A 15,119-nucleotide genomic window follows, 5' to 3' on the forward strand; every position below is an offset into this window, starting at 1 on the left:
AACATAGTTGGATCGTCTAAACTGTTACATATTGGATCGGTTCAGCTTGAGGAATCGTTTCATCCACAAAATAAACTTTGTACCACGTCAAGAAACTGAAAATCGTCCAAATCTTACGCTGTTCTTCACTTCTACCTTCATGATGGTCATCAAGTAATTTGATGATCTTCGCTTGATCAAAGAACTCTTTCGCAAAATCAGCTTCAAATAATTCTTTTACTTGGTGATAGCCATGTTCTTCTTTCAGCCAAGCTTTGATCGGTACAGGGAAACCAAGTTTTACACGATTTGACCATTCTTCAGGCAGATGCTTGTTCGCAGCTTGTCTAAAGACATCTTTTGTATTGTTTTGATTCAATAAATACTTACTTGGGATTTGTTGCGCTAATTTCATTACTTCGATATCAAGAAGTGGTACCCGCACTTCCAGTGAACTTGCCATTGAAAGTTTATCGGCTTTTAACAAAATATCTTTTGGCATCCATTGGTGTAAATCAACATATTGCATCTTGTTGATCTCGTCTTGGATTCCTTCCGTTTTCGCATAATGTTCTGCCATGATTTCTTTGACTGTTGGGGCTTGTTGAAATTCTGGCGTCAACAAGTTGGCCGCTTCGTTTTCTTCAAAGATCCGTGCATGTCCGATAAAATATTCTTTGGCAGGCGCTAAAGATTCATATAGATGAATCCTACCATGGAAATTACGCATCTTACCGATTTTTCTACCTAAGTTATAGCGAGTGCCTTTCGGTAATTTTTTCAATCCTTGAGCAATCACTCGGATAAATTTTGAATTTGTGTGGAAGCCATATGATTGATAGCCAGCAAATAATTCATCTGCCCCCTCACCAGATTGGACCACTCGTACACTTTGTGCCGCAAGATTCGCTAAGAAATATAACGGTACACAAGATGGATTAGAATCTGGTTCATCTAAATGGTATTGGATCAAAGGGAAAGCCTTAAACGACATGTCTCCATCAATGACAGCTGCGGTGTTATCCAAGTCAAGCATTTCTGTTAATTTACGTGCCTCGATTGCTTCATTATAGGTTTTATCATCAAAGCCTATTGAGAATGAATGGTCTGGTTTCAAAACAGAAGTCACATAACTTGAATCGACCCCACTTGATAAGAACGAGCCAACTTCCACATCACTGATCGTGTGTGCTTCGATCGATGCTTTCACAGTTTCATCAATTTGATCGATCCATTCTTGACGGCTTTGTGTGCCTTTTTCTTCAAAGTTCGCATCCCAATACTGTTGGATATCCATGTGGCCATCTTTGTAAGTGAAATAATGACCTTCTGGTAAACGATAGACGCCTTTAAAGAATGTTTCCCCATTTAAAGGAGAATATTGGAACGTCATATATGGTTTCAATGCTTCCCGATTCAATTCTTTATTGAAGTCTGGATGTGGTAAAAAACTCTTGATTTCAGAACCAAACATCAAAGTTCCGTTCATTTCAGCATAGTAATACGGTTTGATCCCAAAATGATCTCTTGCACCGAATAATTCTTTTTTCTCATTATCCCAAATCGCAAAAGCAAACATCCCACGTACTTTTTGCAATAACTCAGTTCCCCATTCTTCATAGCCATGTAATAAAACTTCTGTATCAGCATGGGTTTTAAAAATATGACCTGCATCGATTAATTCTTTTCTAAGTGGTTGATAGTTGTAGATTTCTCCATTAAAAATAATGATTTTTGTTTGGTCTTCATTGTAAATGGGCTGTGTGCCCCCTTCTAAGTCAATAATACTTAGACGTCTAAAACCCAAAGCCACATCACGATCAATGTATTCACCTGAACTATTCGGTCCGCGGTGAATGATGCGATCCATCATGTCATTTATGATTGCTTTTTTATTATCTTTGTCATTAACAAATCCTACGATTCCGCACATTTATTTCACATCCTACTAAAATTACTATTCCATTATTATGTCCACATGAATCTTATCACAGGAAGGCATCCAGAATGAATGATTTTCACTCTTACAATTTCGTCACATGAAAACAAATAAAATGAAAAATCTCTATCTTTAAAAAAAGTAGACTCAACAATTAATTTAACATGTTTTATCCTAGGAAGCTACTGGATTCTCCTATAGTTTACAAATATTTCATGTTATTCATAAATAGGGAGATTTTTGTAGACGTATATCTTCAAAATAACAAGCGATTTCATTTTTTATTTCAATCTAAAATCTTCTTTACTTGCGCTTTGATAGGATACCTTTTATCCATCACTGTCTTTTACGTCGGCATGTAAGAAAATCATCATGCGAGAAAAAAAGTCAGTTATTCTGTTTGGTAGAAACGAGAACTACTCGGCACAATATTAAAAAAACTTTTTATTTGCCTCTTATTACATTTGAAAATAACTAAGTATCTCTTTGTACTACCTGCTTCACTATACAGAGTAGGTAAATTTCAATAAATAAAATTCAATATAAAATAACTGTAACCTGCTATCAAATCACTTGACGAAATAACTAATTTCGGAGATGCTCAATTTAAGAACATATTTTATTTTAAAGTTAGGAAGGATGAACATGAAAATCGGAAAAGTACTATTAGGGATATTGTTAGGGGTAACAACTATTATTGGGGCATTTATATTAGGTATCATGCTATTCCCGTTATTTGCACCAGAAATCCAAAACACGACAATTCAAGAAGCCACAAATACTTCACAGGCAAAAAGTACCGAATGTTCATTAACCACAACAGAAACAACAAGCCCAAATGATCAACAGCTGGTAAATCAAACACCTACACAAGGACAAACCCCAGATCCAATTTTGGAAAAGGCATTAAATACACCTGCTACACCATTGAGCGCCTTTAGCTCAGATCCTTATGATTGGGATTTAAATCAAGCGAATATCACGAACGGCACCGCTCAGTCTATCGGCTGGATTCAAGCAGAAGACGCAACTGGAAGAATAGAGGTAGAATACCACTGCTTCGCTTGCGACACGAATTGGAGCGGTAGAAATTACGCCTATGAATGGAATGGCCAAACGACGACAACTAAAATAACTCCTTTTACAATCGTTGGAACACCTTGCGAACATCAAAAATCCTTAAAAAATCATGGCTATATTAGTTGATTTCAGATAAATAGAAAATCTATCTAAAAAAGAGAACAGATTACTTGAATACAAGAAAACAAGCGCACAAACCAAAAAAGACTACACCGTCGTTTAGATTTTTGCGCTTATCTTCTTGTAAATAAAATTTTTTATTGCTCAGGATAGGAAGCTAATGATTGCCCCATTACGAGGAACAAAGAGCAAGAACTTGAGATTCAATCATAAAAAAATCAAAATTAGCAATCACTACTTTTATAAGAATTTTTTTTACATCCTTTTTATTGCAAGAGTATTTTAAAACAACCTCTTCCATCATAGCGAAAAAATAATCCTCATGTTCACTCAACCTTCCCGTATAATTTAAGTATCAACGAGCAAGACGTTGAAATAAATCAGGATGGTAGATATAGATGGCAATTTATTATTTTAACAAAAAAACAGATGCGCGAGGAAATCACGAAGTCCACGTGATCTCATGTACGCATTGTCCAGAGGATGTACTTTTTATTGGCGTATTTTCTACATGTGAAGAAGCCCTACATAAAGCAAGCACAACCCACACATCCAAAAGTTTCGATGGATGTCGCTACTGTTGCAAAGACTGCCATAACGGTTGACTTTCAAGGGATAGCTAGGCTGTCCCTTGTTGTTTCTTTTTACAGAGATCTTTCTTTATACATAAAATAGACCGTGTTTGTAAATTTACAAATCACATGAGATGAGTATGTAAAATTATAAAAGGAGTACCAAAAGGGGAGTCAAAGAATAATTTAAGATAAAAATACAACAAAAAAGACACGACCTAAATCGTGTCTAACCGTTGGTATATAAGGAAGGTACGGGATTTGAACCCGTGCACCACATTTCTGCGGCTCGCCGGATTTCGAGTCCGGTGCATTACCACTCTGCCAACCTTCCATGCCTACTATTTTTAATCTTTTTTCTACAAATGTCAAGAGGTATTATGCACTCCAGTTCATCTTATTTGTTTTGTAAACTGGTCATTTAAATACCATAACTGTTATGTTTAAATCCGAAAACACTTTTCAAATTACAGGATTGGAATAAAATAGCTTACGGGACATTCGTCTTCTCGCACCACCAAAAAACGAATAAACGGCGTTAACAGTAGAAGTAACCTCTTCGAAAAAATAAGGCGCCATCCACAAAAATTTGAAGAACATTTTTCGTAGATGGCGTCTTATTTCTAGAGGCTAAACACTTCTGTCTCGACCTCATGCTGTTGTAATTAGCGTATTTTTTCTGGATTTTCAATTGCAAGTACAGAATCGACCGTCGTTTTGATGATCGAAATGATTTGCTCCTCAGTCGGATGCATAATACTAGAAGACATCAATGAAGCAATACCAGTGATGGTTACCCAAGTACCAGTATGAAGCGCATCAATATACTCTTCCGATAAATCTTTATAGCGGGCGTCCTCTTTTAATAACTTGCGGAAATAATTATAAGAAAAATCATGCATCTTTTGACCATTTCCATGCTCATCGATATATAAAGCCATATAAAGGCTATGGTTTTTCTTAGCGAAATAAATATAATTCAATCCTAAATCAATGATTTTATCGCCTGTACGCTCTACAGGAAACACTTCTTCTTCTAACTGTTGGAAGATGACATCTAATAGCGTATTTTTTAAATCTTCCATATTTTTGAACTCTAAGTAAATCGGTTGGGTAGATATCCCCATCTTCTTCGCGATATTTCGTGCAGTGAAACCTTTAAATCCTTCTTTAGCAACAACTTCATATGCAGCTTTCAGAATTTGATCCTTCGTATAGACTTTTCTTCTCATAATAAACTCCCCCACTCCATGCTACAGTCTCTGTTCTTTTATTTTAACCGATATTGATCAATTTTTGCAAATAATATACCTAAATTGTTATATTTTAAAGCATATATGTGTTTTTTTATTGATTTTCTCAATTTTCTAAATATTTTTTTGTGTAATTTGTTTCCCCTTACAATTTTTTATTTTGTGTTGAATTTAAGTTGACCTAAAGTTTTCTTTCAAGTTATAGTTAAATAAAAAGGAAAAGAAGGTGTGTAATGAAGAATAAAAGTGACGTTATTTATATTCATCCTAAAAAAAGAATCATTTCTCAAAGGAAAAACTATTTTTACCTTATTTTTACAGGCGTGTTTTTTTTGATTATTGGATTGCTTAGCGATTCTTTATCAAATAACCTCGTGGGATTAATGGTCATCATGACCTCCCCCAGTAATCTTTTGACCGACTATATTGCTTTAGGTGGATTTGGAAGCGCATTTATGAATGTAGGCTTACTTACACTCTCTTCTGTGTTACTCGCCTATCGCCATAAAGTCATGTTGAATGGTGCAATGTTTGCTTCCATATTGACTGTCTCGGGTTTTTCATTCTTTGGGAAAAATCTATACAATTCCATCTCCATTATCCTCGGTGTTTATTTATATGCCTATTTTATGCACAAACCATTTTCTCAATATGTAATGATTGGCTTATTTGGTAGTGCACTCTCCCCTGTTGTCAGCTATATTACATTCGGGATGGGTTTACCAATCCTTCAAGGTGCTTTCCTGGGTAATTTAGCCGGTTTGATCGTTGGCTTTTTATTGCCGATCCTAGCTGTTCAGACTCTGACCTTTCATCGTGGTTTTACACTTTATAATATTGGTTTTACTTCAGGGTTGATTGCTATGTTGGTGACAGGTATCCTTCGACAATTTAGTTATTCGATCGAAGTACATTCGATTCTTTCGACTGATTACCACCATGAATTGACTTGGATCATTTTTTTATTCTTTTTATCAACCGCTGTTTGTGGCTTCTTCTTTAATGCCTTCAAATTGAAAGGATTACGTGAAATCTTTGAGTCTTCTGGAAAACTTACAACAGATTTCATCGGCACATCAGGTATCGGCGCCACCTTGATCAATATGGGCTTTGTTGGCTTGTTATTGATGTCTTACGTCTTGCTGATCGGTGGTGTGCTAAATGGACCTGTGGTGGGAGGAATCATCTCAGTGGCTGGTTTCAGCTCATTTGGAAGTCATGTTAAAAATTGTTTTCCGATTTTGATTGGTATCTACATTGCCTCAATATTAGGGACGATGCATGATATGACCGAAACAACCATGCTCGTAGCTGCGATTTTCGGTACAGGGCTTGCCCCGATCAGTGGATTTTATGGCGGCGTTTATGGAGTGATTGCAGGCTTTTTACATATTACTCTTGTCCATAATCTCAGCACATTACACGGAGGATTGAATCTATATAATAGTGGGTTTTCAACGGGATCTATTGCTGGTATACTAGTGCCTATCCTAGAAAATTTTACGTTTACCGGGAAGGGAAAGAACGCACATGGAAATGGAAAAAGAACTATCAAAGAGGATCATTGATGAATTTCTCACGTATTTTTACGAACACGAGATCAATGAGATTCGTATTGGCTTAGAATATACAGATGAAGGACTGTATTTCGAATTTCAAGGAACAACGAAAAATCCGCCAAAAGATTTGAATACATTGGCCTCACTGTTGAATACACCTAGAGATCCTAGTATGGAGATCTATTACCACGAGTTGCTAGGTACCCCTTCTCATGGCCAAGAATCCTATCGATTACTTGGGAATCTGATCGATGATGTGGAAATCATGTATGATTCGCCAATTTTGAACATCAAGATTTTTCGCCGGATTTAAATGTGAAATAGCCATGATCCTTTTATAGATCATAAAATTAAGTAAATAAGACTCTAGATGGATGTTTTATTTTGTTCCATCCTCTATACTTGGTTTGAACTTACAAAATTGTTTGTTGTTTCTCACTTGAAATAGTGGCGCGCAGTTGCGCTTTTCAGGTAAAATACAATTATCAGATGAAAACCTCGAAGGAGTTGACTAGGGATGAACGTTGCAGTATCACGTAAATTAATGAATATTATATCGATCATCGGTATTGGTTTTTCAATTGCACTCACGATTTATTTTATTAATCTAGGCGTCTTTAAAGATTTGAACGCATTAAGAGGTCTTGTAGGTGATTCAATTATTTTAGGACCGATAATCTTTATCTTGATCCAAATACTGCAAGTCGTTATACCGATCATTCCTGGAGGGATCAGCACCGCAGCAGGTGTCCTGATTTTTGGTCCTTACGCTGGCTTTATCTATAATTATGTTGGTATTTGTATCGGTTCGATCATTATTTTCCTATTAGGTAGAAAATATGGAAAACCATTTATCCTGTCGATGATTAGTGATAAAACATATGACAAATATATTGGTTGGTTAGAAAACCAAAGTCGTTTTGAAAAGCTTTTCGCGCTAGCGATCTTCTTACCAGTAGCACCAGACGATGCCTTGTGTTTAATGGCTGGCTTGACAAATATCTCAGTCAAAAAATACACGTTGATTATTTTGATTGCTAAACCCTTATCGATCTTTTTGTACAGCATGGCATTGATTTATGGTGGTAACTTCCTGACTGGCTTGTTAGGATGATTTCTTAATAGATACACTGTGAGTACTGCAATGAAAGATTCCTGCAGTACTCCTTTTTTATGTTTTTTGCGCTATAATGTTAGGAGTAGGTGATAATAATGATCGTTTATTTAAAACGAAGTTTAGGAAATGCTTGGGACTTCCTGAAAGGAACACAAGCTTATTTTCGTGATGTAGTTCTGATGCATGGGTTTATTTTGTTTATTTGTTTGCCTTTGCTTGGTAGTATGACACGCTTGATTTTACAACGTGGGTCGATCGATTATCTTTCAACGGATAATATCCCCACACTGATTTCGCAACATCCAGGAGTTTTCTTCTCCTTGATCGCTGTCTTATTGTTGATTTTGCTCTTAGTCTATTTTGAGTTTACTTTTTTGCTAATGAGTGTTTATTTCATCAAAAAACAAGAACCAATTTCATTAAAGCAATTATTGCAGTTGACCATCCGACAAATAAAAAAAGTTCGTCCGATGATTTTTTTATTTTTCTTAGCTTACTTTTTTTTGATTTTACCGATCAGTGGATTAAGTTTTAATTCGGACTTACTTTCTAAAATAAAAATTCCTGCATTTATTATGGATTTTATTTTCACTAACCGCTGGATCATCGTAAGTTCTTTTCTACTTGTCTATGTCTTCCTCGGTTATATCGGGATTCGTTTAATCTTTGCATTACCTGAAATGATTTTAAGAGATCGCCCTTTTCGTGAAGCGATCCGTGAGAGTTGGCGTTTGACCAAAGCACGTTTTTTTGCGATTTCAGGTCAATTTTTAGTGATCAGTGGTACGATTTTATTGATTTCAACAATCAGTTACTTGGCGATCTTGTCAGGTCAGATCTTTGTTGAGGAATATTTCTCCGATTACTCATTGATTAGTGCTGTTTTTGCCATGACACTCTTACAAGGCGTTCTTTTGTTCAATATTGTGATGTCTACCGTCGGAATTTTTTACGTCATTGTAGACTTTATGGATGATGAAGGTTTCTTACCAGATATTCCCAGCTGGTTCTCTTCACAAGAAGTGCCCAAAAAACACACAGCTTTAAAAAATACTGCGTTTACTTTATTTGCTGTTTTCTTCGGTGTCGGTGTTTGTATTTACAATATGAATTACCTGACATCTGCTTCTGAAACAAAACCTCTAACGATTTCCCATCGTGGCGTTAGCTTAGGAAACAGCGCACAAAATACGATTGCTGCACTAGAAAAGACGAGCAAAGATTATCATCCAGATTATGTAGAAATGGACATCCAAGAAACCAAAGATGGTCAATTCGTGGTCATGCATGATTTCAATTTAAGAAATTTGACTGGAGTCAATAAAGCACCGCAAGACCTAACTTTAGCAGAACTGGAAAAATTGACTGTGACTGAAAATGGTGCCAAAGAGCCATTGGTTTCATTCGATACGTATTTAAACCGAGCAAATGAACTGAACCAAAAATTATTGATCGAAATCAAAACGACTCGAAAAGACTCGGATGATTTAGTTAAAAATTTTGTTAAAAAATACGAAGAAACTATTTTAACACATGGACATATTTTACAAAGTTTGACTTACCAAACAGTGTCAGATTTAAAAGCGGAAAACCCTAATTTTTACGTTGGCTACATTTTGCCTTTTAATCTAGTTGGCCCTCCAGTAACACCTGCCGACTTCTTGACCATGGAGTACAGTACGATCAATCGTAATTTCATTGATTCTGCTCATCAGGATGGCAAAAAAGTCTATGTATGGACACCCAATGAGTCAGACGATATGAGCCGGATGATGTTTTATGGTGTAGATGGTATCATCACAGATGATATGCAAGCGTTGAATGATACGATCAAAGATTCTGAAGGAGAAATTACTTACTCTGACAAGTTATTAAACTTTGTTCTTGGTGTTGGTTAATATAAAAACGTGTTGCTCACTATCCCACCGGATAAGTAAGCAACACGTTTTTTTTAGTTTATCTTTGCTTTGATTCCTTAATAGCTCGAACGACTGCTAAAACAGCAGGGATAGCAGATATAACTGCTAGAAAAATGCTTAGTTTACCAGAATTTTTTCTTTTTTGCATAGCGATTCGCCCCCTTTCTTTTATTATAATGAAGTTTGCGAAATATCTCAAAGCAAGTGTTTGCTCGACGCTTTCAACTTTCACTATTTTGATGCCTGTTTTGCTATTATTTCAGTCATTTCAACCCAAAATATGACAATTTTGTTTGAACATTATCCCCCACTGTTCGTGAGTCCAAACCAAAAAAGAGATACATTAATCTTAAAGAGGTGAATAAAGATGGTCTACATTCAAACTGGTATATTTATTTTATTAATGATTGGATTATTGATGGGAATCTCAGAGAATTAATTTCAAGTAAACTAGCAACAGCTATCTTATAGCACATTGATTGCCCAAATATTAGAATGGTGCTAAACTTAAGGTGTATTCGGAAGTTTTATGAAAAATTTCATGAATACACAAATACCGATGAAAGGAGAAATATCTATGACATTCACAAAAACAAGCATCAGCTATCGTGTAGCATTTGATAGCTCAACGAATCGCTTCATGGCAATCGATGCAATGAACGAACAACACATCGCTTATGGGATCACCATTGAGCAAGCAGTAAAAGCGCTACACGAATCTAACTAAGGAGTGTTCCCTTTTCATGTCAGCTGATAATTCTATAGAGAATTAAAAGACGTTTTTGGCTAAACGAGCCATAGAAACGTCTTTTTTGTTTGCTCCAAATAAGAAGAGTATCCTAGCAGCACTTTTAAGAAAATCCTATCGATCATTTTTTGTACTTCCCCTGCTCCTCTGAGAAATCACGCCATTTTTTCAAACGTACTTTAACAAAATCAGGTACAGGTATTCCTAGTTTCCTTAGATTTTCAATAACGGACAAACCATAGATCGCACAATACGAAAAAACCAAAGCAATACCAATTGCTTCAAAACCTGTAATTTTGAGATAGGGATAAGCAATCAAAACAATAAGTAAAATCAACAAATATTTGATTACATCTTTTACCACAGAACGTTTGAATCGTTTCATTTTTCCTGTTTGCAGACAGATACCACTAATAAAATCAAGACACAGAATCAATACAAAAATTTGAATGTACACATTACTTACAAGATTTCTAAACTCATTCAATACCACATCATTCTCTACAATCATTTTGCTCACCCTCCACTTTCTGGAATACCTAACCTTTGTTTGATCTTACCTATTCCGACAGACTACTTCAATTTGATTACAATTCAATGTTCATCATCTTTGACACAAAATAACTTTTAAGCTATTATAAAGTCAATAGAAATCATAAGAATACGCTTTATCTTAAGCATGCTCTATTGAAAGAACTTTTAAGTAACTGTATTCTTAACTTTTCGAACAATTGAATCAGTGTATAAGCAAACTATAATAGCTTAAAAGCTAATTGTCAATCATAATGACTTTTATGCTATTTAAATATCAAGAAAGGTGGTTCCTTATGACACTAGTTGCGCGAATCAAACAATTAGCAGAAGAAAAAAAAGTAACCTTTGCTGAAGTCGAACGTGCCGTAGGAATCTCTAATGGCCAGATCCGAAGATGGGATCGTGTTTCACCCAAGTCGGAAAATTTAAAAAAAGTAGCGGATTATTTTGGGGTAACAACTGATTTCTTATTGGGCAGCAACCAAGCGCCAAAATGGGCAAATAAAGATGATTTATTTGAGTTAGACAAAATGCTCAATTCAAATGTCAATATGGCGTATGGTGGAGAAACATTGACAGAACAAGAAAAGCAACGTGTGAAAGATGTATTGACGGGGCTTTTCTGGGAATTTCGAAAACGTGGCAAAGAGAAGTGAGCATATATGGAGATGGATATTATCAAACTAGTAAGCGAACTGAAGCGTACCTATGATACCGCCAATCCTTTTGTGATTGCTGAAAAATTAGGAATAGAAATCAGATATGTTTCTTTTCTCGATAATCCAAAAGGACAGTTTCAAGAACTATTAGGCTCCCCTATTATTTTATTGAACAACTCACTGAAAGAATCAGAAGAACGTTTTTACATTTGTGCCCATGAACTTGGACACGCTTTGTTCCATCGAGAAATATCTAGTTACTATGTATCCTCTAGAAATTCAAGAAGCAAGTCTGAAAGCGAAGCTAACTGCTTTGCTTCGAACTTGATCGTTTCCTTGTACAAAGAAGATACGGAAACCTACCCAAGAGAAGTGGAAGAACTGACAAGACTTTATGGTCTTCCAGAGAGTTGTTATCGGTTTTTGATTTAATGAGTGTACTATTATGTTTATTTAGGACTTAGTGGGGTAAGTCCTCGATAATATAGATTTGGCGACTACTACTACCTGCCGTTAAATGGGAGTAAGAAACTATCAGGAGGGCTATTATGGAATTGGAAAAGTTTCAAGATAATTTAAAACAGTTAGGTAAAAGAGTTATTGAGCTAAAAGATAGTATTGGTACAGAGGAGGCAACCAAAACATCTTTGATCATGCCGTTCTTTGCAACTTTGGGCTATGACTTATTTAACCCCACAGAGTTTGTACCAGAATTTACAGCAGATGTTGGCATAAAAAAGGGAGAAAAAGTTGACTATGCTATTGTCTTAGATGGAAAACCCACTATATTAATCGAAGCAAAGTCAATCAATCAACAGCTAACGAAACATGATTCTCAATTGTTCAGATATTTTGGAACAACAACATCTAAGTTTGGAATATTAACAAATGGCGAAGAATATAAATTTTTTACTGATTTAGACGAGCCTAATAAGATGGATTTGACACCTTTTTTAACTATAAATATCACAAAAATTAAAGATAACCAGATTCCTGAATTAGCAAAATTTCATAAAGATAATTTTGACGTTGATAAAATCACAAGCTCTGCGGCAGAATTAAAGTATCTCAGTTCATTAAAATCTTATCTTACTTCTGAATTAAATGAGCCTTCCGATAACTTCGTTAAGTATCTATTAGGCGAAATTTATGAGGGGATGAAAACAAAACAGACAATAGAAAAATTTAAACCTATCATAAAAAAAGGAATGAATCAATTTATTGCTGAAAAAGTAAATGACAAATTAAGTGCAGCATTGAAAACATCAGTTATTACAGATGAAAATGAAGCTAAATCTCAATCAGACACAACAGATGAAAGTGACAGTGAAGTTATTACTACTCCAGAAGAGCTAGAAGCTTATACCATTTGCAAAGTTGTCTTAAAAGATACCATTCCATTAAACCGACTATTTTATAGAGATAATAGAAGCTATTTTAATATCCTATTAGACGACAATATTAGAAAATGGATTTTACGTGTTCGTTTTAATTCATCTGGTATGAAAATCGAATTGAACGATGATAATAAGACGATTTATGAGCTATCCGAACCAATGGATATCTATAACCTATCCAAAGAAATGATTAACGTGGTAAATAAATTTTTATAACCGCTAAAAAGAAAGCGCTATTATTTATAACACCTTCTCATTATGAGTTTGTTGTCTATTCAAATAAAAAAGAAAAAAGTTATCTGTAAAAATATTATTTGTATTTTTTACAGATAACTTTTTATTTTCAAATAATCTTTTCTACTTACACTGTTCACTCGGTTTTAGGAGAAGAAAGAATATTTAGAGTTAGCTTTGTCTCCAGCTTACCTTATATATATTTTATTGACTAGCGTTATCTAACATACGCATCAATAGTACAGATCACTTGCTGACATTATTTTACCAACACATTGATGCGGCGTAACTGCCGTTGTTTTGGTGTATCTTCATTCCGTTGATGCTTTCTGTTCTAGTTTTAAAAATCTTACAATACATTTTCCTTTTTATGTACATACTGTTTTAAATTTTAAATCTCAATAAGCCTAAGTATACCCTTTTACATGATTTAGTATATATCATAAATTAGCTTTATTTAACTCTCTTTCCAAATCTTATTATTTGATAAAAAGACAAAAAAACCATCTCACAAGGAGATGGTTCAAAGTCGTCTATTGAATTATTTATTGATATTTACTGCTTGTGGTCCACGTTGACCATCTTCAATATCATAAGTAACTGCTTGACCTTCATCTAAAGTCTTAAAGCCTTCACCTTGGATGGCTGAAAAATGTGCAAACACATCTTGTCCATCTTCACCAGTGATAAATCCAAAACCTTTGTCTGAGTTAAACCATTTTACTGTACCGTTATTCATATATATTTCCTCCTATTACGTAAATCATACGTGTTTTGTTGCAATTAACATTACTTGGTAAAAGGAGTTTTTATAGTGTGAATATATCGCTCAGATTACGTTTCAAATTAGATTACTTATTTAATATACCATGTATTACCTAAGAATACAAATATTTACGCTTATTCTTTTGATTTATCATTCTAGTAGTATAAGTTTGTACCATTAATATTTTTATTTTGTCAATTTGTACTCAATACCATGGATCGTAATATTTTTGATAGTATCAGGCCATCCCTTGCTCTGCCATTTCTCTTCATTTGCTTGTTTTTCGATTTGATCAGCACCTTGGTTATAAAACTTCACTTGGTTTTTATTATACCAAGGATCTTTATGTGGATTTGGACTTAATTGGTAGCGATATTTCCCTGGGTTGATTTCATACCCTCTGTTCGTACCACCAAATGACGCTTCTCTCCATTTATACTGTTTTCCTTCTATTCTCATGGTACAGCCTAGAAGATAAGTGCCACCTTGCTCCTTTGCTGCCGCATCTCTACTATTCCAAAACATACTCCCACTTAATAAAACTGTTATACCTAAAATAATTACTAAAATTCTCTTCATGAAAAAATTCTCCTATCAGTATTTTTGAATTCGCTTAATCTTACAAATAATCTGTGAAAAACATATTGAATTTCCCTTGATTTTTACTAAGAATGAGCTTATGAAAACATCAAACCAATGTTCAATAAATACGAACAAATATGTCTGCATACTTGTTTTACTTATTCAAATAACTGATTAATCGCTTAGTATGAGCCGCTCCTATTCATTGGGATTTTTCATTCATCAAATTTTTTTTTAATACCCGCATCAATCGTCCAAACCGATCATTTTCCTTAGTTATTTCCCGATATCCCCATTTTTCATATAACCCTTCATGTTGAGTTGTTATATATACACTGCCGAAACCAATTTCCTTTAGTTTATTTTCACCTGTTGTAACTAATTTTTGGCTGATATGCTTCCCTCGATATTCTGGCGCGACAAAAACAGTGGCAATGTTAGGCGTGTAGTCCTTCGTATCAATAATGTCTTTTTTTACAAGAGTACAAAATCCTACAACATGATTTCCATCTTTTGCAATAATCACGGATTCCCAATCTGTAAATTCTTGTTTTTCCATTTTTTCTGCTATATACTTTGCTGCTTTCCATTCAAATTGACGGATAGAATTAGCTACTGAAAGCCAATCAGAATGTTCTTGGGTTGTAATGACATATTCCAT

The 15,119-nt window shown here is 34.8% G+C and carries 15 protein-coding genes and 1 tRNA gene; 9 read left to right on the plus strand and 7 right to left on the minus strand.

The genetic code is table 11. The features are described from left to right. Positions 1–16 precede the first annotated feature (16 nt). On the minus strand, positions 17–1,912 hold the full coding sequence (asnB, locus tag IGK01_RS08410) for an asparagine synthase (glutamine-hydrolyzing) (protein ID WP_010735126.1): 1,896 nt from the start codon (positions 1,910–1,912) through the stop codon (positions 17–19). Positions 1,913–2,563: 651 nt separating this feature from the next. Between asnB and IGK01_RS08415 the strand changes: the two genes are divergently transcribed. Continuing rightward, a complete protein-coding gene (locus IGK01_RS08415) occupies positions 2,564–3,124 on the plus strand; it encodes a hypothetical protein (RefSeq protein WP_438840655.1) in 561 nt (186 codons plus the stop codon). Positions 3,125–3,936: 812 nt separating this feature from the next. Here IGK01_RS08415 and IGK01_RS08420 read toward each other — a convergent pair. Together IGK01_RS08420 and IGK01_RS08425 are read right to left on the minus strand one after the other, a co-directional pair. Next, positions 3,937–4,024, minus strand: a tRNA-Ser gene (locus IGK01_RS08420). Positions 4,025–4,355: 331 nt separating this feature from the next. Next, entirely contained in the window at positions 4,356–4,922 is a 567-nt protein-coding gene (locus tag IGK01_RS08425; protein ID WP_023519894.1) for a TetR/AcrR family transcriptional regulator, read from the minus strand. Between the two features lie 254 nt (positions 4,923–5,176). Here IGK01_RS08425 and IGK01_RS08430 point away from each other — a divergent pair, with 254 nt between their 5' ends. The 5 genes from IGK01_RS08430 (at position 5,177) to IGK01_RS08450 (ending at position 10,265) form a co-directional block, all read left to right on the plus strand. Further along, positions 5,177–6,511, plus strand: a complete 1,335-nt coding sequence (locus tag IGK01_RS08430; RefSeq protein ID WP_438840656.1) for a DUF1576 domain-containing protein — start codon at positions 5,177–5,179, stop codon at positions 6,509–6,511. Further along, a complete protein-coding gene (locus IGK01_RS08435) occupies positions 6,480–6,815 on the plus strand; it encodes a hypothetical protein (RefSeq protein WP_375152673.1) in 336 nt (111 codons plus the stop codon). The genes IGK01_RS08430 and IGK01_RS08435 overlap by 32 nt, the downstream gene beginning before the upstream one ends. Positions 6,816–7,019: 204 nt before the next feature. Further along, positions 7,020–7,616, plus strand: a complete 597-nt coding sequence (locus IGK01_RS08440) for a TVP38/TMEM64 family protein (RefSeq protein WP_010735121.1) — start codon at positions 7,020–7,022, stop codon at positions 7,614–7,616. A 101-nt stretch (positions 7,617–7,717) separates the two neighbouring features. Further along, positions 7,718–9,517 carry a glycerophosphoryl diester phosphodiesterase membrane domain-containing protein gene (locus IGK01_RS08445; protein ID WP_175401364.1) on the plus strand — a complete coding sequence of 600 codons (1,800 nt, stop codon included), beginning with the start codon at positions 7,718–7,720 and terminating at the stop codon, positions 9,515–9,517. A 598-nt stretch (positions 9,518–10,115) separates the two neighbouring features. Next, a complete protein-coding gene (locus IGK01_RS08450) occupies positions 10,116–10,265 on the plus strand; it encodes a hypothetical protein (protein WP_010735118.1) in 150 nt (49 codons plus the stop codon). Positions 10,266–10,407: 142 nt separating this feature from the next. Here IGK01_RS08450 and IGK01_RS08455 read toward each other — a convergent pair whose 3' ends face one another. Further along, on the minus strand, positions 10,408–10,797 hold the full coding sequence (locus IGK01_RS08455) for a phage holin family protein (protein WP_438770762.1): 390 nt from the start codon (positions 10,795–10,797) through the stop codon (positions 10,408–10,410). A gap of 316 nt (positions 10,798–11,113) precedes the next feature. Here IGK01_RS08455 and IGK01_RS08460 point away from each other — a divergent pair, with 316 nt between their 5' ends. From IGK01_RS08460 to IGK01_RS08470, 3 genes are all read left to right on the plus strand, one after another. Beyond that, complete coding sequence (locus tag IGK01_RS08460; protein ID WP_010735116.1) at positions 11,114–11,476, plus strand: helix-turn-helix domain-containing protein; 363 nt, start codon at positions 11,114–11,116, stop codon at positions 11,474–11,476. Between the two features lie 6 nt (positions 11,477–11,482). Further along, the gene (locus IGK01_RS08465) at positions 11,483–11,911 is read left to right on the plus strand and encodes an ImmA/IrrE family metallo-endopeptidase (RefSeq protein WP_019722947.1); all 429 of its coding nucleotides are present in this window, start codon (positions 11,483–11,485) and stop codon (positions 11,909–11,911) included. A gap of 116 nt (positions 11,912–12,027) precedes the next feature. Beyond that, positions 12,028–13,092 carry a type I restriction endonuclease gene (locus IGK01_RS08470; RefSeq protein WP_010735114.1) on the plus strand — a complete coding sequence of 355 codons (1,065 nt, stop codon included), beginning with the start codon at positions 12,028–12,030 and terminating at the stop codon, positions 13,090–13,092. A gap of 559 nt (positions 13,093–13,651) precedes the next feature. Here IGK01_RS08470 and IGK01_RS08475 read toward each other — a convergent pair. From IGK01_RS08475 to IGK01_RS08485, 3 genes are all read right to left on the minus strand, one after another. Beyond that, entirely contained in the window at positions 13,652–13,849 is a 198-nt protein-coding gene (locus tag IGK01_RS08475; RefSeq protein ID WP_010735111.1) for a cold-shock protein, read from the minus strand. A 213-nt stretch (positions 13,850–14,062) separates the two neighbouring features. Next, positions 14,063–14,455, minus strand: coding sequence for a hypothetical protein (locus IGK01_RS08480; protein ID WP_062805015.1), 393 nt, complete (start codon positions 14,453–14,455; stop codon positions 14,063–14,065). 205 nt (positions 14,456–14,660) lie between these two features. Further along, complete coding sequence (locus IGK01_RS08485) at positions 14,661–15,119, minus strand: GNAT family N-acetyltransferase (protein WP_438840657.1); 459 nt, start codon at positions 15,117–15,119, stop codon at positions 14,661–14,663.

The organism is Enterococcus sp. AZ080, from assembly GCF_051714945.1.
GTDB classification, from domain to species: Bacteria; Bacillota; Bacilli; order Lactobacillales; family Enterococcaceae; genus Enterococcus_B; species Enterococcus_B pernyi.